Source organism: Methanobacterium sp. (genome assembly GCF_038562635.1).
GTDB lineage: Archaea > Methanobacteriota > Methanobacteria > Methanobacteriales > Methanobacteriaceae > Methanobacterium_D.
The window spans coordinates 460,671-481,939 of sequence record NZ_JBCFBO010000001.1 but is presented as its reverse complement, the minus strand read 5'-3'; the positions used below and the strand labels follow the sequence as shown (position 1 = coordinate 481,939).

Below are 21,269 nucleotides of genomic sequence, written 5' to 3'. Positions count from 1 at the left end.
TTTTTAGCAGTTTCTATTTATTTGCTCTCTTTTAATTCAGTGACAGCTTCGCAGTATTCATCACCCTTACACATTGCTTTTGTGAATTTTTTTGAATATTTTGGGTTCAAATTATTAACAAATGTTTCATGATAAGCATTGCAGTTTTCAAAAAGACTTTCACTTTCAAAATCTATTTCTTTACTTCTATTTAAAAATGGACAGCTCGTTATCTGGCTTTTTGCATGATTTCCAACTGCATAAATTTTCTTATATTTTATTTCTGGCCCATAAAGTATTTTTGAGACTAATTCATTGGTTTTCTCGATTTCTTCTGCAGTTTTGGCTGGAAGTCCTAGATATTTCGATAGAATACTTGCATTTTTTCCATCCTGAATCCAAGATATATAATTAATAGTATCCATTAATGGCTGTATTTTTTTGTAATCTGGACCTAATATGTCTTTATATACTTTTTCATGAGTTAATAGCAGCGAACTTGCAGATTGGGCAGCAATTTTCCATCTTAATTCCGCAGGAAAATTATCGATATTGATCACAGTTTCATCCCCCTTTAATATGATAAGTAATATTATTATGTTATTTAATATTAATTTATTTTACGAATTAATTGATAGAACAAAATGAATATAAAAATAAAAAATTATTATAAATGAAATTTTAACCCGCTATCACTTGAATAGAGTACATCATCTAGGCGTCGATATCTAACTCTAAAAGTTCTAAATTATATTTTTTTGCGATGGGCTGTTGATTGCATCTGATTAAAATAATTAAAACAACAAAAATAAAATATAATCCAACTAAAATCGATGTTAAATGTTAATAGATTAAATTAAATTTTAGCTTAAACTAAATAGAACATGATTAAATGAAATTGGAGCTGATCTGAATTATTAGGATTCTACCGGATATCTGTATTCTAATCTCCCATACGCTCTCAAGAGTGGTAGAACTGGGATTTTTAGATGGCTTTGAGATATTAATTCCTGATTTTGTTGAAGAAATAGTTTTAATTTTATGTGAAGGAAAATTAAAGGCAGGTTTTTACAATGAAATAAATAAGTTAAAGGAGTTAGAAGCTGAAAGAAAAATAGATGTCCTTTATTGTAATTATGGAATAGATTGGCCTGAAAATAGGAATAAACTTATAAATACTGAAGATGACATGATTTTAGAAGTTGCTGTCGCCACAGATTCAATTCTTTTCACTGCAGATAAGGGTTTGAGGGACAAAGCTGTTTCAATTAAACAGCCTGTTATTTATATCCCTCCTAAGTTTCAAAAAGGGATCAAAAAGCTTGCTGAAAGGTTTGAATAAACACAATTTTATTATAATTATTTCAAGATCCTTGAATTGGATTTCAACAGATTAAATGAACTTTTATAGCATATAATTAAATAAATTAGGGCTTAAAATAATCTCTAATAAATAATGATTATATTTTAGATGGTATAGTTTACAATTTTATTTTCAGCATTTTTTAGATGCTCAAGTAGAGTTGATTTAGAACAACTCAGCTTTTTAGCCAATTCTTTAGATGTTATTTTTCTGGGAGAGTCGTAGTATCCCCAGTCTTTTGCACAACGCATTACTTCAAGCTGTCTGCTGGTTAAAATTTGTTGTATTCCTTTTTGCTCAATACATGAATGAAAATAACTCAACTTTGCATTTTTAAAGGTGTCAACGTCATTCATGTCTTTTATAATTTCATTTAAACTTTTTTCATCACCTATGCAGGTTAAAGCAACAGTATTTTCATTCATATAGGTTGGGGATTTCCAGATGACATTATCTTTGAAAAATTTCTTTAGTATAGGGATAAATACTTTGTTAAAATGAACTTTCATCAAACAGGTATATGTTCCATTGTCTGAATTTAATATATCTAAAATTACAGCACTTTTTGGCAATTTCAGTTGTTTTAAATCTGTTCCATCCTTAACCACAATTTTAACAATTATTAATTTAAAATTATTCTGTGTATCTATTTTAAGGCATTCAAGGAGGTCTATGCTCTTTATGGATTTAAAAAATAAAGAATCAGTCAATTTGGATAAAATAGGCAGTTCTAAATTAATTTTCAACATTCGCATGATCTAATTATTGAATTATATAATTTATAATATTTTCCAGACATGTCTGGAGGTAATTATAAAATTTAAGATATCTAAGATTTGTTAATATACATCAAAGATTTTAAAGATTTAGAGAGGTACATGTTATGGACGAAATAAACACCAATGCAAATAAAATGTATACTTTCCTTAGAAAATATTCTGGATTGTTATTATTTGCATTTTTAAGTGTTTTTTTGTGGGTACTACTAATGACAAATACTGGATTTGCTAACTGGTACTTCAGCAGGCACGCTAATGTATTAAGCTGGTTAATTAGGCCAGTATTTATGATAGGATTTTGTTATTTTGCACTTAAAAGAAATGCAACCCTTGCAGCAGCTATGATTTTTTTAACACTTTTAAGTTCTGTTTTTTTCCAGGCACCAGATGTGGTGAACCCTACAGTAGAAGAATTCCTTGCTAAAGAGAAAGAGTGGATATTAGGCCCTTTATCAGTTATGAAATTAACTGAATTTGGGGCATTAATTGCGGGAATTTTCCTGCTGGGTTATGCCTTCTGGAAACGATCATTAAAATGGGGTATAATCCTGTTGTTTATTATAATTTCCTTAAAAATACTGTGGAGTGTTATCTATGGTGGAGAAAGCGCTATTAGTCTAGTGTATGTGGCTGTATTTACTGGAATAGTGACAATGATCTGGATAATTCTTTACAGAAGGCGTTCTCTAAAAAAGGAATAATTTACAATAAATTTCAATAAGATCAGTAAAAACTATGATTTATTTATATTTATGTCTAAAACTAGGTGCAAGGGCATAGTTAAGCTGAATTGCAATGAGAATTGCAATGCTTAGATAGGTACTGATGAAGCATAGGAGTGCTGCAATGGCGTAAAATATCTGTGCAGTAATGATCCTGTTTCGCAGTGATTTGTCAACTTTTTTTAGAGATTTCATGTGAAATAAAGCCACTTTTACAGGCGTACTGCCAGTGAACATATGTAAAAATCCCGAGAATTAGGATATTTGGCCAGTAATGCCCTATAGCTAGTTTGAATGTAATATATCCAGTTAAAAAAGCAGTGGAAAAGGGTACCAATACAACAAACATCAGGAAGAAAATAGAGATCCAGTTTAAATGCCGGCCGCTTTCTGTAATAAAAGTGTACTGCAGGGAGTGACATGTCCAGAAAATTCCCAAAGTGATAAAACTCATGAAATAAACCAATAATCTTGGGGCTACCTGCAATAAGATAATCCATAAATCTCCTTCGTTGTGAACTGATCCAAAAAAGGGAATACTGAGTTCAAGCACAAGAATAGTCATTGCAATGGAGAATACGCCGTCTGCAAGGGCTTTTGTCCGCTGTAAGTCATGTCCTGCAAATGTTGTAGTCATCTCTTAACTGGGGCATTTTATTTCTCCAAAATTAAAAATTTAATGTTTATTTAAGTAAAGTTGGCCCAACTTTTACTCTGTAAGAATAGGGCGTACCTGATTTTCGATAGGGAACTTCAAAATTCCATGTTTCACCGGGATTAATGTAGCTTTTAGCATCAAAACTGGAATATAATAAATGACCATATTTATCATAAAAATTGACTGTTATAGAAACATATCTCAGTTTGTATTGGCCTGTATTTTGCGCCTGCCCGTTGATAACATATTTATCTAGCCCAGTTAGTACCATCTGTTCATTTAAAATTTTTATATCATCATGGGGGTCAATTGTTTGTGCAGTATTTTCATAGGCATTGCTTTTGGTAAAATAATCGTTTACGTTAACCAGACTCAAGGCACCAGCTAAAGTAAGAACGATTAACGTGAATGATGCAATGTACATAATATTTCCCACGCATATCCGACCTTCAATACCTGTAATTTTAGTAAGAAAAGTATTACTAATTATATGATCGATATTATTTAACAATTTCTAAAAATGAACTTCAATGAAATATTTCTGTTTTTTGAGAGTGGTTAAAAGGTTGTTTTACATAAAAATAACAAAGATTGCACGAAATAAAAAAAGAGTAAATGAAATAATATGGGAGATAAATCAAGAAAAGTGTATACTAGCACATTAATTTTTAAAAGTAGGAGATACTAATACCTAAAATGGCATGGAAGAATAATCAGATGTATAAATTGAAAGAAATAAGAATTGGTTAATTGATTTTATTTTTTAAGAGGATTACTTCTTCATATCCTTATAAAAATCACACAGGTCATTAACTGGACACTCTTCATGCTTAGGGCCAATAGGTCTGCAGATATCCTGCCCAAACCTCACAAAACTCTCATTTAAATCAAGCCAGTAGTCTTCAGGAACGATTTTCATGAGCTCCATTTCAGTTTCTTCTGGAGATTTTGTTTCTACAAGCCCTAACCTGTTTGATATCCGATGTACATGTACATCTACAGGAATTGCATTTAATCTAAACCCATAAACTAGAACACAGTTTGCTGTTTTCCTTCCCACTCCTGGAAGAGCCAGAAGTTCATTTATATCATTAGGGACGACATCATTGTAATCTTCATGGATTATCCTGGAAACTTCTTTTACCCTTTTTGCTTTCACCCTGAAAAAGCCAGCTTTTTTGATTAACACTTCTATTTCTTCAATTGGGGCATTTGCAATTTGCTCTGGTGTTTTGTATACTGCAAAGAGAGTAGCTGCTGCTTCATCTGTGTTTTCATCCCTGGTTCGCTGGGATAAAATTGTTGTAATCAGTACCCTAAATGGATTTGGATTTCCTATAGGTTTCTTAACGTATTTATGGAGCCTGTCCATTATTATTTTGATTTTCTTTTGAGTTTGAATTTTAATCACCTTGTTTCCATTTCTTATGGATAGCAGGGCAGAGTGTGTAGTAGCCGCAGAAATTGCATTTCCAGTTGTTTGCTTCCCCAACAGATGCAGGCTCCCTTTTTCCAGACCAATATTCAAGTGCCCATTCCATCCCGCGGGTAAAAAATCTTTCATCAAACCTGTATTTTTCTTTGTGGACTTCTGTAAGTGTCTTTTGATTTATATAAATGATTTCAATAGTCTTAGATAGTTCAGGAAGCTCCTTAAATTTAGTCATAACTTCATTTATAAGTTTTCCAACCCCAAGAAGAGTGCCAATTTCATTTTGCTTATTTTCAGGAATTTCAAGGCTTTCCATATACTCTTCACTTAAAATAATTTCATTAAAATCGGGTTCAATTAAGTCAACGCCGTAAGCAGACCAGAAATCTCCCGTTTCAGTCTTTCCATTTATCATGGCGTTGAGCACGTACCAGTAAATCATGCCCTGCATTTTATCTTTAATTATCTGCTGGGATGATGGTGGGTTCTGGCTTTTTCGTGTTTTCATCTCAATTATTTGAGTTCTTTTGCACGTTTTTAGGCCTTCAACTTCTTCTACAAGTTTAATCTCATCAATAATGCCTTTTATAAGCGCACTTTTAAATTTAGATAAAATAGGTAGTTCGCGGGTTAAACCTTCTTTCTGGTATAATTCAAGTTCTACATTCATATTATGAACGTTAGAATGGAGTTTATCGGCAGGAGTTTTAATTTCAACTACTATTTCTTCTAAAACTTCAAGAAATCTGTCTTTATGGATTTCACTGCCTTTTTCTTTCTCTGGTGTTTGAACTTCACCGTACTGGCGCCTCAAATCAACTGCCATTTCACACCAGAACTGGCTTGCAATTGTTGATGGGCCTAAAATAATGGAGGACATATTATCAATAAAAGAAAATTAAAGTTATTAAGGTTTTATACTAATTTTAAGAGAACTTCTAATCCCTCTTGGATTCCTTTCCCTGTTGTTGCAGTGGTTGGAATTAGCGGAATATTGGGTTTTATATATTCAGATTCAAGATCTCCAGGAGCAATATCCTGTTTATTTACAAAAACTACATATGGGATGTTTCCACCGTTTAATGTTTCCAGTATTCTGATATCCATATCTGTAACGCCTACAGAATTATCAACTACTACAATTGCACCGCTTAAATTAGTAGTTAATATTTCCCGCATGAACTTGAACCTTTCCTGACCTGGAGTGCCGAAAATATGGACTTTTTCACCATTAATAACAGTGTTTCCGTAATCAAGTGAAACTGTCGTACCGTTACATTCTATTTTGGTTACTTTTTCTTCTCTTCTATTTAAAAGAGTTTCTATAACAGTTGTTTTTCCTGAATCGGCTGACCCAAGGATTACGATTTTGGTTACTTTTTTTCTTGTCATGTCCATCTGGTTCCCCTTTTTTGTAATAAAAATACTATATTTTCAGTAATTAAATAGATTACCATATAGTTGAAGCACTAAACAGGTATTTGCTTTTTTGTGGGAAAATTTTTTTGTAATAGTGTACATTGTAGTTAAAGGATTAAATAAAATTTAGTTAATGGTTCTATTTTGTTTTTATATTACATCCAAGTCTTTTCATAGCATCAGGGAAATTAGGGAACGATACATCATAAACTGACGCGTTTTCTATGGTTAAACCACCTGTTTTTAATCCAACAAGCGAGAGCGCCATCACAAGGCGGTGGTCTCCATGAGATTTAACTGTTCCCCCCTTAGCTCCTCCTTTAATTACAAGTCCATCTTTTTTTTCTGTAACCTTTACGCCCAGTTTTGAGAGTTCAAGGGCACAGGTATGAATCCTGTCTGTTTCCTTAAAACGGGCGTGTTCTACATTCCCAATAGTTGTAACGCCGTTTGATATGGCTCCAAGTGCTGCAACAGTGGGCAGCAGATCTGGAGCATTTTCCAGGTTCACATGCGTACCGTTAAGTTCTCCATGCCCAATTATTGTAACTTCATCTTTTTTAACTTCAACTTCAGCACCCATATCTTTGACAATATCCAATATTTGTTTATCTCCCTGTTTTGAGTCTTTAAAAACATTTTTTACTGTAACTTTGCCTTTAAGTGCTGCGGCCGCCCCTATTATATAAGAAACTGAGGAATAATCTCCTTCAACTGTATAATCCCTGCCTTTGTAGGTTTGGGGATCTATATGGAATGATCCCTGTTTTTTGTTATAGTCCAGACTAACTCCAAATTTCTCCATGATGTCTGTTGTCATATCTACATAAGGTTTGGAGATGAAATCACCCTCCACGTTGATATCAACAGAATTAGGGGCATAGGGAGATGCGATAAGAAGAGATGAAATAAACTGAGAGCTTACATCACCTTTTATACCTGTTTTACCTCCTTTAAACCCTCCTTTGATACATATTGGTGGTTTCCCATTTCCTCGAGATGAAAATGCTGTAACTCCCAGACTTTTAAGGGCATCTAATAAATCCTGCATGGGCCTTGTTCTAAGTGAGCTGTCGCCTGTTAAAACAGTATAATTTGAAGCAAGAGCCGAGACGCTGGTCATTATTCTAAGTGTTGTCCCTGAATTTTTAAGGTCTACAACATCTTCTGGTGTTTCTAAAACTCCTCCAGTACCATTAACGATGCATCTGTCATCTTCCTTTTTAATTTCACATCCAAGTGCCCTACATGCATTTAAAGATGCAAGTGTGTCCTCAGAGTACAGGGGGTCATTGAGTATAGATTTCCCCTCTGCAAGTGATGAAATTATAATAGCCCTGTGGGTGTAACTTTTGGAAGGAGGAGCTTTGATAACCCCTTCAATCCTATCAGTTTTTTGAATTTCCAGTTCCATTGAATCACGTAAATTTTTAAAAATTTTCTATTTTTAAGCGGTGTAAACTCTTTCGAAATTTTTAGGTTAAACAATTACCTCTAAGATTACATCTAAATTAGCTGCGTGAATTACTTCTACCTTCTCTCCAGTCTTACCAACCGCCACTTTCTTGGCTTCAATATGGTCCCATGTCAATTTGTTGCCTTCAATTGTGATTTCTCCTTTATCATCAAGGGTTGCTACAATTTCATCCATATTTTCGGACTGTAAATAGTTTACAATCTTAGGAGCGTCTCCTTTAAATTCAGGACCTATTTTTGCCATGACTGGAGTGATTTCAACTACTTTTTCTTTAATATCTGGTTTTCCCGTCATCACATCTAAACTTTCTATTCTCATGGTGCCTTTTATGTCTTCTTCCAGGTTTTCGATCTGGCCAATTAAAGCAGTGTCAGGAGTGTATATGTTTAGAGTTTTAATCTTTGCATTTAAAGGCATTTTCTTGGATGCTTTGAATCTCCTGATCTCTCCTATAAGTTCTACTCCGATTTCTCCAGTTTCTTCTGCCGCATCATCAATTAATTCAAAGTTTACATCTGGCCACAGAGTTTTGTGGATGCTTATACCAGTATCAGAAACATACTGGTAAATTTCATCTGCAAAGTGAGGAGTCAGCGGCGCCAGCATGATTAGTGAAGTCGATATAACCGCTTGAAGTGTATACTGGGAGGCTTCTTTTGACATTTCGAGTTCGGGAGAATCATTGTAAAGCCTGTATTTTACAGCTTCAATGTATTCATCACAGAAATCATGCCATATAAAGGCCTGAATACTGTTTACCACATTGGCAAAATTATATGATTCTATTGAACCCATTACATCAGCAAGCAACCGGTTTAATTTTGATAATATCCATTTATCCATAGGATCTAAGTTCTTCTGGATTTCTTCTTCACTTACGTTCAGTTTAAAGTCTTGTATATGCATATTTATAAATCTAAATGCATTCCAGAATTTTCTAATGAATTTATATCCATATTTTACATCTTTCCATGCAAAAGGAACATCAGAACCTGGAACACTATTTGCAGCCCAAAGCCTGAGTGCATCTGCACCATATTCTTCAAGCACTTCTTCTGGCGATATGGTGTTGCCCCTTGATTTACTCATTTTATGGCCGTCTTCACCTGATACCATTCCGTTTACAACTATTTCACCAAATGGTTTTTCCCCTGTAAGTGCTTTACACCGGAGTATTGTGTAAAATGCCCATGTCCTTATGATATCATGCCCCTGCGGTCTGAGTGATGCAGGGTAATATTTTTTAAAGTCCTCGTCAGGCCAGCCTGTAATAGAAAGAGGACTTATTGAACTGTCCATCCATGTATCAAGTACATCTGTTTCTCCGATGAATTCATCGTTACCGCATTCGCATTTTCCTTCTAGTTTGTCCTGCGTTGGATCTACTGGGAGCATATCTGGAGTTGCAAGATGTACTTTTCCACACTTGCTGCAGTACCATACTGGAACAGGAGTTGCAAATATCCTTTGACGGGATATACACCAGTCCCAGTCCATTGAACCGGTCCAGTTTAAAAGACGTGTTTCCATGTGCTCTGGAGTCCACTTCATTTCAGCGCTGGCTTCTCTTACTTCAGGTATGAGGTCTTTTACTGCTACAAACCACTGATTTTTAACCAGTATCTCTATTGGAGTTTTACACCTCCAGCATAATCCAACGTTCTGGTCTACTTTTTCCTGTTTTTTGAGGTACCCTTCATTTTTCAGGTCTTCAATGATCTGTTTTTTACAGTCCTGGGTATTCATACCTGCATATTTGCATGAAACATCTTTCATTACACCTTTTTCGTCAAGTGCTTCTATTATATCCAGATTATATTTGTTTACCCATAAAACGTCAGTTTTATCACCGAAGGTACATATCATAACTGCCCCAGTACCAAATTCGGGATCAACTTCTTCATCAGTTATTATTTCAACGTTACGCCCAAATAAAGGTATTTCTACTTTTTTCCCTGCCATTTCTTTATATCTTTCGTCTTCGGGGTGTACAACGACAGCTACACAAGCTGATAAAAGTTCAGGTCTGGTTGTTGCTATCATGAGACCTTTTTCACTTTCTTCAACCGGAAATTCCAGATAATTCAGGTAGGTTTCATTTTCATGGTATTCTACCTCTGCAAAAGCTATCGCGGTTTCACACCTTGGACACCAGTTTACCGGGTGAATTCCTCTATAAATCAATCCTTGGTCGTACATTTTTAAAAAGGACAGCTGTGTCCTTTTCATATATTCTGGAGTCATGGTCACAAATTCTCTGGACCAGTCCTGTGAAAAACCCATTGACAGCATCTGGGATTTCATCTGTTTGATGTTTGTACGTGTAAGATCTACACACATTTCCCTGAATTTAGCCCTTGGAACATCTCCTTTTCTGATGCCATGAGTTTCTTCGACTTTAACTTCTGTAGGAAGCCCGTGGCAGTCCCAACCCTGTGGGAAAAGGACATCATAGCCCTGCATTCTTTTAAATCTTGCTATTATGTCTATGTATGTCCAGTTTAAGACGTGCCCCATGTGGGTAGCACCTGTAGGATATGGTGGAGGTGTATCAATTATGTAATTTGGCCTTGTTCCGTCACCTATGAACTTATACGTATCGTCTCTTTGCCATTTATCCTGCCATAAGGCTTCTTTTTTATGATCATAGTCCTTTGGAATATTGTCGTTGGTCATCTCACTTCTCCTTTATGTAAATTTAAGAATAGTTAATTTAATGTTTACTAATTTAATTTAATTAACTTCATGGTTTAAAAGGGATATGGAAATTAATTCTAATAGAATATATGATAAAATTATAATTTAAATGTAGCCTTAAAACTTTAAATAAAATTAACATTCATGATTTATTCTCATTATATATAATGGGATTTGAATATATTTATAAAAATTATTTTGTTTAAAAGAAATTAATATTTATAACGTCCTGTTAAGCATTTATCTAAAGTTATAAGTCTAAAATGCGATAATAAACCATATATAAGTTGTTTTCATTTATCTAATTTACTATTTATAATATCATGTAATTACAATGCTTAAGTAATTATAGCTCATTATATCTATGGGCTAGTTGCTGTATGTAAAATTCATTTTTCTAGTCTTGGGTATAACAATTATTTGTTACCATTTCTATCAGAAAATACTTTAAAACATGTGAAAAAAATCTTTTTTAATATTTAAATATTCCAATACAGATAAGTCCAATAATACATGCATAATATTCCCAGACAGGGGCATGGATGATGTTATACAGTTATTTATTCATATAAAACTTATAGTATGAAAAATGGAGGTTAATTCCATTAACATATATGATACGCTTATAATTTGAATATAGCTTTGTAATTTATATCTCAAATTTAAATAATAGAATATACTCTATATTTTTAGAATTCTTATTTTTCACAGTTTTCTAATCTAAAATTAAAATTTAATGCTATATTTTTATCTAATTATATTTTAAACTTATAAATTAGTTTATTTAAGTTAACCTGCGGGTTAAAATATTTTAACATGGTTTAAAATATTGATTACTCACTACAAAATTTATTAAATAGTCAGAAAAGATATAATACTTTAAATTAATATATGGAATTTGTGCTTTTAAAAAGTATACTTCATAGGAGGGAATACAATGATGACCAATCCAATAAATATCTTACTGGTTGAAGATAATCCCGCAGATGCACGACTCATAAAAGAAGTCTTCAAAGATACAAAAACTAAAAATAGATTGTACGTGGTAAAGGATGGTGTAGAGGCAATGGCCTTTTTAAATCAAGAATTGGAGTATGCAGACATACCGAGACCTGATGTTATTTTGCTTGATCTAAATTTGCCCCGTAAAGATGGTCGTGAAGTTTTAAAAGAATTGAAGGAAGATGATGCATTAAAACGCGTGCCAATTGTTATTTTAACTACTTCAAGTGCTGAAGAAGACATAATTAAAACCTATAATAATCATGCAAATTGTTATATCACCAAACCTGTGGATTTTGACCAGTTTCTTAAAGTTATAAACTCTATTGAAGATTTTTGGCTTTCAGTTGTTAAATTACCTTCTAATTTAAATGGAGATTGATGGGGTTAATATATGGAGGATAAGCTTATCAAAGTTTTAATAATTGAAGATAATCCTGAAGATTTCAGATTAATAGAAGAAATGTTGAAAGAAGTTAAAAGTCCTGTATTTGAACTGCACCATTCTAAAAGACTTTCTGATGGGCTTAGGTGTCTTGTTAGGAAAGATTTTGATATTTTACTTCTTGATTTGAGTCTTCCTGATAGTGTTGGGCTTGATACATTCTTCAGCGTATATGAACAGGCCCCTGAGATACCTATTGTAATATTGAGCGGGTTCAATGATGAAGAAACAGCCATTAAAGCTGTAAGCGAAGGTGCGCAGGATTATCTTGTAAAAGGACAGGTCAACAGTCTTTTATTGTCTCGATCTATATCTTATGCTATTGAACGTAAATTAATTGAAGATGAACTCATCAGGCACAGATATTATCTAAATGAACTGGTTGAAAAAAGAACAGAAGAGCTAGAAAGAGCCAATAAATATCTTCAAGAAGAAATAAAGGAAAAAGAAACGCTCATAGATGAAATATATAAGCGTATTCAGTTTACTCTGGAATTGATCTCAATTATAATAACTGTAGATGCATCTGTGATTAAAGAGGAAGATTCAGCTGATTTCTATATTAAAAGCCAGACTCGTATAAATGCTATTATGATGCTTAATGAAATACTAGATCAGTCTGAAGATTTTGCAATGGTTAATTTTAATACGTATACGGCTCTCCTCATAAATTATCTACTGGATGTATATGCTGTTGATAAAGATCTTGTTAAACTAAATTTAGATATGGGTGGAGTTTTAATTGATATAAATACTGCAATTATCCTTGGATTAATTCTAAATGAGCTTGTATCAGATGAATTAAAATATGAATTTATTGAAGGTAACTACTTTGAATCAGATCAGGATAAATGTGAGTTAAACATTAGTTTAAAATCTTATGATGGGAATGTTAAACTGGTAATGGATTATGGTGGTATTGGAGAAGATATTAATGGACCTAAAAAATCAAAATCAATGTTAAAATTTATAATGACGATATTAGAGCATTTTAATGGTTCAATTGAGTTTATGGAAGATAAAAAGAAAATTTGCCTTATTTTAAGTGAAATTAAAGTATAAACAGTATTTGAATTTTATTTTCTTATTTTGAGATTATTTATATTAAATTTTTGAATCTATAATTTAATTGATATAACATCTAAAAATGGTTTAAAACAAATATGATATCTATAATCACAGATCATTGTATAAATTTAATTATTTTTGAATATTCAAGCTTTCAATTTTAGTTAATGTAATTAAGTTAATTAACTAGTCCTATGTATTTTCAATTAAATTTATTAGAGAAATTTTAAATTGAATGATATATTCAATATTGAGAATGTACAATATACTGATTATTAGGTTGATAAGTTAATAATATCAAATAATGGAAAGTATTATTAATAAGTAATAATATATTATCTAATTGAAAACTAGTGCATGTAAATATAGATAGTTGCCTAGTTATCGCCTCCACGCATACATTTGCAGACCAATTTATAATTATATCTTGGTCTGCATATAAAACTTATTTTTTAAAAATTGCTAAAATCCTCAAAATTCAAAGAATTTAATGTGATAAAAACTGTTAAAATCCCCAAGAAAATCTGTCAGAGATTTATCATCTTTAACACTTGCTAAATTTAAAATTTCGCCATAATCTCAATTTCGAATTCATAAAATTAAAAATTTCACCATAAATTTCTTATTTTAAGGTCCGGCGTATAAAATTTCAAAATCAGAAGGCATAAAGGAGGTGAAAAGAATGGAAAAAATAACAAGAAGGATGATTTTATCCAGACTTTTCACCAGGACTTGTTCGGCCCTTGATTTAAAGTAATTATCACAAATAAATAAAATTTTGTCCATTAAAATGTGAGTTATTTCACATGTGATATTATCTGTGCATAAAATCTTAAGAAAAAGAAGTTTAGAATGGTAAATTCAATTTTTAATCCTGTTATTTGATGTATAATCTGGATTATAATGAATTACCAGTATTTTTTTACCAGCGAAACTACTGTGAAAGTTATTCCTAAAACTAAAATAATAGTCGCTCCTGAAGCTAAATTGAATATGTATGAAAGCAGCAGGCCAATCACAGTTAGAATAGCACCGGTTATAATGGAAAATGCCATTAATTTTTTGATATCATAGGTAAACTGTTTGCTTATGGCAGCAGGAATGCTTAAAAGGGCAATTATAAGGATAACTCCAACTACTTTAATAAGAACTACAACACTTAAAGCCACTAGGGACAGGAGAAGCATGTAAATAAATTCTGTAGGAACTCCCAGTACCTTTGAAAATTCTTCATCGAAGGATATAACCAGAAATTCTCTCTGGAACAGGAAAACTGTTGCTATAATTATTAGATCTAGAATGAACATTATAAAAAGATCAGAGTTGTCTATGGTTAGTATGCTTCCAAAAAGGTAACTAAAGAGGTCTGGAGCGTTTCCTGGAGTTAAATTTATGAAAATTATACCAATAGCCATGCCTACACTCCATAATATTCCAATAGCTGTGTCTTCACTAACTTTAACCCGATCTCTAATTGCACCTATTCCCATTGCAGATAAAATACTGAAGGGAATAGCTGCCAGTACTGGATTTACACCTAAAAAGTAGCCAAGACCTACACCACCAAAAGCAGCATGGGATATTGCTCCACTTAGAGAGACTATTCTTTTTATAACTACGTAGGTTCCAACGATTCCGCACGCGATACTCACGAGCAACGCTGCTATAAACGCTCTCTGCATGAACTGATACTGAAGTATATTCTCAATCATTAATAATCTCCTTTATTGTATTATTTTTCATGTTTTCCCAGCACTCTGTGGGGAATACCATGGCTTATAAGTTCAAGGGGGCATTTATAAACCTCTTCTAATCCTTTTGCAGAACCTTCCACTGGGCCATGATAAAATAATTCACGGTTAAGGCATGCTATTTTATCAACATGGGTCGAAACTGCCCCTACATCATGACTTATTAAGATTATAGTCATTTTATCATTCAAACGGGATAGTAATTTGTAGAACGAATTTTGCATTTCAGGATCTATGCTGGCCATGGGTTCATCCATAATGAGAAGTTTAGGCTCTCTTACAATGGAACGAGCTATAAAAACCCTCTGCATTTGTCCCCCTGAGATCTCGCTTATTTGTCTATCTCTTAATTTGTAAATCTCAACGTCTTTTAATGCCTTTTTGACTGCTTTTTCATCGCTTTTTGTGTAACCTTTAAATAATCCGTGATATCTGCCGGAAAGTACTGTGTCAAAAACATTTATAGGAAAATCAGGATCAAAAGCAACATGCTGAGGTAGATATCCCATTAATTTTCTGGATTTTTTAGGCTCCCTGTCGAAGATTTTGACTTCACCGGTGTCTGGTGTCAGGATCCCCATGATGATTTTAATGAGAGTACTTTTTCCACCTCCGTTTGGACCTATTATTGCCATTAAATCTTTTTCATTTACAATGAGGTTAATATCATGAAGAACTGATAATTTGCCAAATTTTTTTGAAACATTGCTAATTTCAACTACTTTTGAAGCCATAATTTAACCTTTGTTTTTTTTATTGTTGTTAGACTTAGGGGTTTAACATATTTTTCAGCTTATATTGCTGGTTTCAACCACGTAATGGTCCTAATTTAACCTTCAATTTATATAATTAACTGTTAAATAAGGAGAATCAGCAGCATCTTTCTGTTATATTGCTGATCCTGAATGAAATACAAATAAAATTTTAAAAATTAATTTTTTTTAAGACCCTGAGAATGCTTTAGCGACATTTTCCATGTTTTGCAGGTAATTTTCATCAAGATCATTTACAAATACAACTCTACCTCCTATTTGGGAGGCTACTGACTGCATATATTTTGGGTTGTACTGGGGCTCTGTAAATACCACACTTATATTATTTTTTTTGGCAGTGTCAACCATCATTGCGATTCGCTGTGGTGATGGTTCTTCATCATTGATCATAGCTGATACCATGGTAAGATTGTATGCTTTGGCATAATAACCGAAAGCAGGGTGAAATACAAGTATAATAGAATTATTTTTCTCTTTAAATGTTTTTGTCGTGTTTTTATCTAATTCATCGAGTTTCTGTAAATACTGGTCGCGATTTTTTTGATAGTATTCTTTATTTGAGGGGTCTATCTGAACTAATCCCTGATATATATTTTCAACCATTATCTTAGCATTTTTAGGATTTGTCCAAACGTGTGGATCTACTTCATCAGATTCATTTTCTGCAGTATTAGGCATTAATTCTATCCCTTTTGAACAGTTTACAATAAGCATACCCTGATTAATGCTTTTTATTTTGGACATGTAATTTGTTTCAAACTCTACTGGTGTCCCTACTTCTGCATACATTTTTGCTTTTGAGATGCTGGTTAATTGTTCAGGTAACGGCTCGTAGGTATGTGGGTCTGATCCAGAGGGTACCATTAAAATAACATTTACTTTATCTCCCCCTACAGCTTTAACAAACTCAACTTGTGGACCTATACTCACTACTACGTTTATTTTACTGTTATCTGATTCTTCTTGACTGTTTGCAGCAAAATAAATGAATAATCCTGCTGTTAAAATGAATATTAAAAGTAATGATACTATTATTATTCTTCTCTTTTCCATTCATAGCCCCCAAAGCTATTAAACTTTGTATGCTTTATTATTAGTTCTTATTAATATTTAAATATAATGTTAATAAAATTTAACATAATCTTTATAATAGCTTATTAACTTATAATACAACATGCCAATTGTCAGTATATCTCTCAATGAAAAGTTGCTTGAAGAAATAGATAAAATAAAAGATGAAATCGGTTTTTCTGGAAGATCTGATGTAATTAGGGCAAGTGCAAGGATGTTAATAGCAGATAATAGGGAAAAAGAAGCTTTAGAAGGTCAAATTAATGCGATACTTGTTTTAATTCACAAACAGGAAGTTGAAGATAGGGTAACTGAAATAAAACATGATTTTGAAGATATTGTCAATACCCAAATTCACAGCCACCTTAAAGACAGCACATGCCTTGAAATATTTATTTTAGATGGTTCAGCAGATAGAATTAAAAAGATTGCTAAAATGTTCCAGATAAGCCGTAAAATTGATTATGTTAAGTTAATTGTGGTATAAATGTTTACTATGCATGATTGATTATTCATCAAATAACAACTAAATTAAAGTTATGTACATCTCTATTTTATGTAATAATTCATTCAATTAAATTTCACGTATATGTTATTTATAATAAGTAATATAAACCTAAAACAAATTATAAAGTTAAATAAAAGATAAATTTGTGTATATGTAAGTTACTTATTAATAGGATTTGAAAAAAATGAAAGTATTAATCATTGGTTCTGAAGGTATGCTGGGTCATGATTTAGTGGAGAGTTTATCTACTCTAAATGAAATCAGTACCACTACAATTGACACTTTAGATATTACAGATATTAATAAGACAATCAAAACAGTAAAAGAGATTAATCCTGATGCAGTGGTGAATGCTGCGGCATTTACCAATGTTAATGAATGTGAATCTAAATTTGATTTAGCATATAAAGTAAACGTGCTGGGGACAAGGAACGTTGCTGTTGCATGCAGGGAAGCTGATAGTGCCCTTGTTTATATATCTACAGACTATGTTTTTGACGGTACTAAGGGCAGTTCATATTATGAATATGATCAAACCAATCCATTAAGTGCTTATGGTAAAACTAAGTATTTAGGTGAAGTTTATACCCGTGACATTTTAGACAAATTTTATATAGTTAGAACTGCATGGTTATACGGCTATCACGGCCCTAATTTTGTTACTACAATGCTTAATTTAGCTAAAACAAATGATACTATTTCAGTTGTTAATGACCAGGTAGGTTCTCCTACTTATACTGTAGATCTTGCAAATGCCATTGCGCAACTTATTAAAAAACCAATCTACGGCATTTATCATGTTACAAATAGTGAATACTGTTCCTGGTATGAATATGCCAGAGAAATTTTTGATATAGCTGGAATTGATATTGAAGTAAAACCAGTTACTACAGAAGAGTTTCCTACTCCTGCTTTAAGACCAGAATACTCAGTTCTTGAAAATTATAACTGGAAAATGGAAGGTTTTCCAGAAATTCGAAGTTATAAAGAGGCTTTAAGGGAGTATATGGGCTTATTATAAATAGGTTGCATAATGGAGGAATAACAAATGAAAGGAATAGTTCTGGCAGGTGGATCTGGTACACGACTTTACCCTATTACAAAATCGGTTTCAAAGCAGTTACTGCCTATTTACGACAAACCAATGGTTTATTATCCATTATCTGTTCTTATGCTTGCAGGTATCAGGGAAATACTGATCATTTCCACTCCTCGAGATTTACCTCTCTATAAAGATTTATTAGGAGACGGCAGTGATCTGGGAGTTTCTTTTTCGTATGCGGTGCAAGATGAACCCAGAGGGCTTGCAGAAGCATTTATAGTTGGAGAAGATTTCATTGGCAGTGATAGTGTGGCTTTAGTACTTGGAGATAATATATTCCACGGTCACAGGTTCAGTGAAATATTGAAAAGGGCTTCAGCACTAAAAGATGGTGCAGTTATTTTTGGATATTATGTTAAAAATCCAAGGGCTTTTGGCGTAGTTGAATTTGATGAGGAGGGTAATGTACTTTCTCTTGAAGAGAAACCAGAGAATCCAAAATCGAAATATGTTATTCCTGGACTTTATTTCTATGATAATGATGTAATTGAAATAGCTAAAAACGTAAAGCCTTCTGCTCGGGGAGAACTTGAGATTACATCTGTTAATGAGGTTTACTTGAAGCGGAAGCAATTAAAAGTTGAATTGTTAGGTCGTGGGATGGCATGGCTAGATACAGGAACACATGATGGGCTTTTAGAGGCCAGCAACTTTGTTGAGGCTATACAGAAAAGGCAGGGATTTTTTATAGCATGTTTAGAAGAAATTGCTTACCATAATGAGTGGATAAATGCTGAAAAAGTCCTTAAACTGGCAAAAACTTTAGAAAAAACTGAATACGGCAATTATCTTACTGAATTAGTTAATAACAACCGATTTTAAGATTCAAATTTAGAAAGTTCAATTTAAGCGAGGAAGAATATGGGTAAATTTAAATTTATAAAAACATCTATTGAGGGTGTTTATATCATAGAACCTACCGTGTTTGGGGATGAACGGGGTTACTTCATGGAGACTTACCATGCAGAAGAATTTAGGGAAGCAGGATTAGATTTTAACTTTGTTCAGGATAACCAGTCCAAATCCAAAAAAGGGGTTTTAAGGGGGCTCCATTTTCAGTATACCAAACCTCAGGGTAAACTGGTCCGTGTTATAAAAGGGGAAGTATTTGATGTGGCGGTTGATTTAAGAAAGGATTCACCAACTTATGGTAAATGGGAAGGAGTCATTCTCTCTGATGAAAATAAGAAACAGTTTTATGTACCTGAAGGGTTTGCACATGGTTTTTTAGTACTTTCAGATGAAGCAGAATTTACCTACAAGTGCACCAACTTTTATGATCCTCATGATGAAGGGGGAATACTCTGGAACGACCCATATATAAACGTTGAATGGCCAATTGGTCAAGATATGAAAATTATGCTCTCTGAAAAGGACATGAAGTGGAAAACATTTAAAGAAACTGGTACTGATTTTTAAATAATGCTGTGGAGAACAAATAATGATGAAGATACTGATTACTGGGGGAGCAGGGTTTATAGGAAGCAATTTTGTAAGATATATGCTTGATAAATATGGAGACTATGAAATTGTCAATTTAGACTCCCTTACATACTGCGGAAATCTAGAGAATTTGAGGGGGATTGAAGATAATCCCAATTATACCTTTTGTAAAGGAGATATAACCGATAAAGATTTAGTTTTTAAAATCACATCTGATGTGGACTACATCGTAAACTTTGCAGCAGAATCTCATGTAGACCGCAGTATTGAAGATCCTGAAATATTTATAAAGTCAAATGTACTTGGAACTCAGGTTCTTTTAGACGCTGCCAAAGAATACGGTATTAAAAAATATCTGCAGGTATCAACTGATGAAGTTTATGGTTCATTGGGAAAAACAGGTTATTTCCGGGAAGATACTCCTCTAGCTCCTAATAGTCCTTATTCTGCAAGTAAGGCCAGCGCAGATTTAATGGTCAGGGCGTATAATAAAACGTTTGATCTGCCAGTGAACATAACTAGATGCTCCAATAATTACGGGCCATATCAGTTCCCTGAGAAGTTAATACCTTTAATGATATCCAATGCCCTTGAAAATAAGCTTCTGCCGGTATACGGTGATGGGCTGAACGTAAGAGATTGGCTGCATGTTTACGACCATTGTTCTGCTATAGATCTTGTTCTTCATAGGGGTAAAATTGGAGAAATCTATAATATAGGCGGAAACAACGAGAAAAAGAATATAGAAATAGTAAAATTAATTCTTCAAAATTTAAATAAGCATGAATCTCTTATTCACTTTGTAAAAGATAGATTAGGTCATGATAGGAGATATGCTATAGATTCCAGCAAAATACAAAATGAATTGGGCTGGACTCCAAAATATACCTTCGAAACAGGCATAGTTGAAACTATACAGTGGTATTTAGATAACAAAGAGTGGTGGGAACGGATAAAAAGCGGCGAGTACATGGATTATTATGAAAGAATGTACAGTAACCGATGAGCTATAAAAAGGAGGAATAAATCGATGATCTCTCCTAAAACTTTTAATATAAGGATAATGGCTTAAAACATTCAATTTACTTTTTTACATTTTTAGCTTCATTATACAGGTTTCCTGATATTTTTTCCAGTTTTATTACAATATTGAATAATGAACTTATTTCTTCATCTTCCAATCCTTTAAATAGAGAAATTATAGATTTAGCATCTTCAGGACTCCTTTTTTCCCAGTACCTTCTGCATTCATCTGTAGTTCTCAGTCTTAAAATACGCCTGTTATGGAGATCTCGTTCTATCTTCATAAATCCCCTTGATTCTAATCTGACTGCCAGCTGTTTTACATTTTGATGGCTGGTACTTAATGCATCTGCAACTTCCTGCATAGATGGGTCGTGGTCAAATGCGTTTTCTATAACAATCATCATTAACCATTGTTTAGTTGTTATTTTATCATCTGCAAGTTCTTTATTGATTATATAACCCCAACGCTGCTCTATCAAAAATATGAATACCAGTATATACTGTTCCATTTCGAATCTATTTGAATGTCCTTTTAGGTTTGAATTCTGTTCCAT

Annotated in this window: 23 protein-coding genes; 9 read left to right on the top strand and 14 right to left on the bottom strand. The window is 33.1% G+C overall.

What is annotated here, in order from left to right; genetic code table 11:
* Positions 1-17 precede the first annotated feature (17 nt).
* The gene (locus AAGU07_RS02240; protein ID WP_342457595.1) at positions 18-539 is read right to left on the bottom strand and encodes a hypothetical protein; all 522 of its coding nucleotides are present in this window, start codon (positions 537-539) and stop codon (positions 18-20) included.
* A gap of 407 nt (positions 540-946) precedes the next feature.
* On the opposite strand from AAGU07_RS02240, the gene AAGU07_RS02235 reads away from it, so the two are divergent.
* On the top strand, positions 947-1,321 hold the full coding sequence (locus AAGU07_RS02235) for a hypothetical protein (RefSeq protein ID WP_342457594.1): 375 nt from the start codon (positions 947-949) through the stop codon (positions 1,319-1,321).
* Positions 1,322-1,446: 125 nt separating this feature from the next.
* Here the strand turns inward: AAGU07_RS02235 and AAGU07_RS02230 are convergent, their stop codons facing one another.
* The gene (locus tag AAGU07_RS02230) at positions 1,447-2,091 is read right to left on the bottom strand and encodes a helix-turn-helix domain-containing protein (RefSeq protein WP_342457593.1); all 645 of its coding nucleotides are present in this window, start codon (positions 2,089-2,091) and stop codon (positions 1,447-1,449) included.
* Between the two features lie 134 nt (positions 2,092-2,225).
* Here AAGU07_RS02230 and AAGU07_RS02225 point away from each other — a divergent pair, with 134 nt between their 5' ends.
* Positions 2,226-2,822 carry a hypothetical protein gene (locus tag AAGU07_RS02225; RefSeq protein WP_342457592.1) on the top strand — a complete coding sequence of 199 codons (597 nt, stop codon included), beginning with the start codon at positions 2,226-2,228 and terminating at the stop codon, positions 2,820-2,822.
* A gap of 39 nt (positions 2,823-2,861) precedes the next feature.
* Here the strand turns inward: AAGU07_RS02225 and AAGU07_RS02220 are convergent, their stop codons facing one another.
* The 8 genes from AAGU07_RS02220 to AAGU07_RS02185 all read right to left on the bottom strand — a co-directional run bounded on the left by AAGU07_RS02220 (position 2,862) and on the right by AAGU07_RS02185 (position 10,505).
* Positions 2,862-3,038 carry a hypothetical protein gene (locus AAGU07_RS02220; RefSeq protein ID WP_342457591.1) on the bottom strand — a complete coding sequence of 59 codons (177 nt, stop codon included), beginning with the start codon at positions 3,036-3,038 and terminating at the stop codon, positions 2,862-2,864.
* Positions 3,016-3,480, bottom strand: coding sequence for a TMEM175 family protein (locus AAGU07_RS02215; RefSeq protein WP_342457590.1), 465 nt, complete (start codon positions 3,478-3,480; stop codon positions 3,016-3,018). The genes AAGU07_RS02220 and AAGU07_RS02215 overlap by 23 nt, the downstream gene beginning before the upstream one ends.
* A gap of 46 nt (positions 3,481-3,526) precedes the next feature.
* On the bottom strand, positions 3,527-3,925 hold the full coding sequence (locus AAGU07_RS02210; RefSeq protein WP_342457589.1) for an FxLYD domain-containing protein: 399 nt from the start codon (positions 3,923-3,925) through the stop codon (positions 3,527-3,529).
* A 348-nt stretch (positions 3,926-4,273) separates the two neighbouring features.
* A complete protein-coding gene (gene nth / locus AAGU07_RS02205) occupies positions 4,274-4,873 on the bottom strand; it encodes an endonuclease III (RefSeq protein ID WP_342459330.1) in 600 nt (199 codons plus the stop codon).
* A 31-nt stretch (positions 4,874-4,904) separates the two neighbouring features.
* Positions 4,905-5,813, bottom strand: a complete 909-nt coding sequence (locus AAGU07_RS02200; RefSeq protein ID WP_342457588.1) for a PD-(D/E)XK nuclease family protein — start codon at positions 5,811-5,813, stop codon at positions 4,905-4,907.
* Positions 5,814-5,848: 35 nt separating this feature from the next.
* Entirely contained in the window at positions 5,849-6,331 is a 483-nt protein-coding gene (locus AAGU07_RS02195; protein WP_342457587.1) for a GTP-binding protein, read from the bottom strand.
* Between the two features lie 160 nt (positions 6,332-6,491).
* Entirely contained in the window at positions 6,492-7,766 is a 1,275-nt protein-coding gene (gene aroA, locus AAGU07_RS02190) for a 3-phosphoshikimate 1-carboxyvinyltransferase (RefSeq protein WP_342457586.1), read from the bottom strand.
* A gap of 66 nt (positions 7,767-7,832) precedes the next feature.
* On the bottom strand, positions 7,833-10,505 hold the full coding sequence (locus tag AAGU07_RS02185) for a valine--tRNA ligase (RefSeq protein ID WP_342457585.1): 2,673 nt from the start codon (positions 10,503-10,505) through the stop codon (positions 7,833-7,835).
* 958 nt (positions 10,506-11,463) lie between these two features.
* Here AAGU07_RS02185 and AAGU07_RS02180 point away from each other — a divergent pair.
* Both AAGU07_RS02180 and AAGU07_RS02175 read left to right on the top strand, forming a co-directional pair.
* Positions 11,464-11,910: a response regulator gene (locus AAGU07_RS02180; RefSeq protein WP_342457584.1), complete on the top strand. Its 447-nt coding sequence runs from the start codon at positions 11,464-11,466 to the stop codon at positions 11,908-11,910.
* A 12-nt stretch (positions 11,911-11,922) separates the two neighbouring features.
* Entirely contained in the window at positions 11,923-13,035 is a 1,113-nt protein-coding gene (locus AAGU07_RS02175; protein ID WP_342457583.1) for a response regulator, read from the top strand.
* 914 nt (positions 13,036-13,949) lie between these two features.
* Here the strand turns inward: AAGU07_RS02175 and AAGU07_RS02170 are convergent.
* The 3 genes from AAGU07_RS02170 to AAGU07_RS02160 form a co-directional block, all read right to left on the bottom strand.
* On the bottom strand, positions 13,950-14,753 hold the full coding sequence (locus AAGU07_RS02170) for a metal ABC transporter permease (protein ID WP_342457582.1): 804 nt from the start codon (positions 14,751-14,753) through the stop codon (positions 13,950-13,952).
* A 20-nt stretch (positions 14,754-14,773) separates the two neighbouring features.
* Positions 14,774-15,526 carry a metal ABC transporter ATP-binding protein gene (locus AAGU07_RS02165; protein ID WP_342457581.1) on the bottom strand — a complete coding sequence of 251 codons (753 nt, stop codon included), beginning with the start codon at positions 15,524-15,526 and terminating at the stop codon, positions 14,774-14,776.
* A gap of 207 nt (positions 15,527-15,733) precedes the next feature.
* A complete protein-coding gene (locus AAGU07_RS02160) occupies positions 15,734-16,618 on the bottom strand; it encodes a zinc ABC transporter substrate-binding protein (RefSeq protein ID WP_342457580.1) in 885 nt (294 codons plus the stop codon).
* A 121-nt stretch (positions 16,619-16,739) separates the two neighbouring features.
* Between AAGU07_RS02160 and AAGU07_RS02155 the strand changes: the two genes are divergently transcribed.
* The 5 genes from AAGU07_RS02155 (at position 16,740) to rfbB (ending at position 20,695) form a co-directional block, all read left to right on the top strand.
* Positions 16,740-17,123, top strand: a complete 384-nt coding sequence (locus tag AAGU07_RS02155) for a CopG family ribbon-helix-helix protein (protein WP_342457579.1) — start codon at positions 16,740-16,742, stop codon at positions 17,121-17,123.
* Positions 17,124-17,328: 205 nt separating this feature from the next.
* A complete protein-coding gene (gene rfbD / locus AAGU07_RS02150; protein WP_342457578.1) occupies positions 17,329-18,165 on the top strand; it encodes a dTDP-4-dehydrorhamnose reductase in 837 nt (278 codons plus the stop codon).
* A gap of 27 nt (positions 18,166-18,192) precedes the next feature.
* Positions 18,193-19,068, top strand: coding sequence for a glucose-1-phosphate thymidylyltransferase RfbA (gene rfbA, locus AAGU07_RS02145; RefSeq protein WP_342457577.1), 876 nt, complete (start codon positions 18,193-18,195; stop codon positions 19,066-19,068).
* A 39-nt stretch (positions 19,069-19,107) separates the two neighbouring features.
* Complete coding sequence (rfbC, locus tag AAGU07_RS02140; RefSeq protein WP_342457576.1) at positions 19,108-19,665, top strand: dTDP-4-dehydrorhamnose 3,5-epimerase; 558 nt, start codon at positions 19,108-19,110, stop codon at positions 19,663-19,665.
* A 22-nt stretch (positions 19,666-19,687) separates the two neighbouring features.
* Positions 19,688-20,695, top strand: a complete 1,008-nt coding sequence (rfbB, locus tag AAGU07_RS02135) for a dTDP-glucose 4,6-dehydratase (protein WP_342457575.1) — start codon at positions 19,688-19,690, stop codon at positions 20,693-20,695.
* A 76-nt stretch (positions 20,696-20,771) separates the two neighbouring features.
* On the opposite strand, the gene AAGU07_RS02130 is transcribed toward rfbB, so the two are convergent.
* The gene (locus AAGU07_RS02130; RefSeq protein ID WP_342457574.1) at positions 20,772-21,269 is read right to left on the bottom strand and encodes a MarR family transcriptional regulator; all 498 of its coding nucleotides are present in this window, start codon (positions 21,267-21,269) and stop codon (positions 20,772-20,774) included.

Excerpts from the sequence above, each read along its gene's own strand:
- AAGU07_RS02230 (WP_342457593.1), bottom strand. The coding sequence starts at position 2,091 with ATGTTGAAAATTAATTTAGAACTGCCTATTTTATCCAAATTGACTGAT.
- AAGU07_RS02225 (WP_342457592.1), top strand. The coding sequence starts at position 2,226 with ATGGACGAAATAAACACCAATGCAAATAAAATGTATACTTTCCTTAGA.
- AAGU07_RS02220 (WP_342457591.1), bottom strand. The coding sequence starts at position 3,038 with ATGAAATCTCTAAAAAAAGTTGACAAATCACTGCGAAACAGGATCATT.
- AAGU07_RS02215 (WP_342457590.1), bottom strand. The coding sequence starts at position 3,480 with ATGACTACAACATTTGCAGGACATGACTTACAGCGGACAAAAGCCCTT.
- AAGU07_RS02210 (WP_342457589.1), bottom strand. The coding sequence starts at position 3,925 with ATGTACATTGCATCATTCACGTTAATCGTTCTTACTTTAGCTGGTGCC.
- nth (WP_342459330.1), bottom strand. The coding sequence starts at position 4,873 with ATGGACAGGCTCCATAAATACGTTAAGAAACCTATAGGAAATCCAAAT.
- AAGU07_RS02200 (WP_342457588.1), bottom strand. The coding sequence starts at position 5,813 with ATGTCCTCCATTATTTTAGGCCCATCAACAATTGCAAGCCAGTTCTGG.
- AAGU07_RS02195 (WP_342457587.1), bottom strand. The coding sequence starts at position 6,331 with ATGGACATGACAAGAAAAAAAGTAACCAAAATCGTAATCCTTGGGTCA.
- aroA (WP_342457586.1), bottom strand. The coding sequence starts at position 7,766 with ATGGAACTGGAAATTCAAAAAACTGATAGGATTGAAGGGGTTATCAAA.
- AAGU07_RS02185 (WP_342457585.1), bottom strand. The coding sequence starts at position 10,505 with ATGACCAACGACAATATTCCAAAGGACTATGATCATAAAAAAGAAGCC.
- AAGU07_RS02180 (WP_342457584.1), top strand. The coding sequence starts at position 11,464 with ATGATGACCAATCCAATAAATATCTTACTGGTTGAAGATAATCCCGCA.
- AAGU07_RS02175 (WP_342457583.1), top strand. The coding sequence starts at position 11,923 with ATGGAGGATAAGCTTATCAAAGTTTTAATAATTGAAGATAATCCTGAA.
- AAGU07_RS02170 (WP_342457582.1), bottom strand. The coding sequence starts at position 14,753 with ATGATTGAGAATATACTTCAGTATCAGTTCATGCAGAGAGCGTTTATA.
- AAGU07_RS02165 (WP_342457581.1), bottom strand. The coding sequence starts at position 15,526 with ATGGCTTCAAAAGTAGTTGAAATTAGCAATGTTTCAAAAAAATTTGGC.
- AAGU07_RS02160 (WP_342457580.1), bottom strand. The coding sequence starts at position 16,618 with ATGGAAAAGAGAAGAATAATAATAGTATCATTACTTTTAATATTCATT.
- AAGU07_RS02155 (WP_342457579.1), top strand. The coding sequence starts at position 16,740 with ATGCCAATTGTCAGTATATCTCTCAATGAAAAGTTGCTTGAAGAAATA.
- rfbD (WP_342457578.1), top strand. The coding sequence starts at position 17,329 with ATGAAAGTATTAATCATTGGTTCTGAAGGTATGCTGGGTCATGATTTA.
- rfbA (WP_342457577.1), top strand. The coding sequence starts at position 18,193 with ATGAAAGGAATAGTTCTGGCAGGTGGATCTGGTACACGACTTTACCCT.
- rfbC (WP_342457576.1), top strand. The coding sequence starts at position 19,108 with ATGGGTAAATTTAAATTTATAAAAACATCTATTGAGGGTGTTTATATC.
- rfbB (WP_342457575.1), top strand. The coding sequence starts at position 19,688 with ATGATGAAGATACTGATTACTGGGGGAGCAGGGTTTATAGGAAGCAAT.
- AAGU07_RS02130 (WP_342457574.1), bottom strand. The coding sequence starts at position 21,269 with ATGGAACAGAATTCAAACCTAAAAGGACATTCAAATAGATTCGAAATG.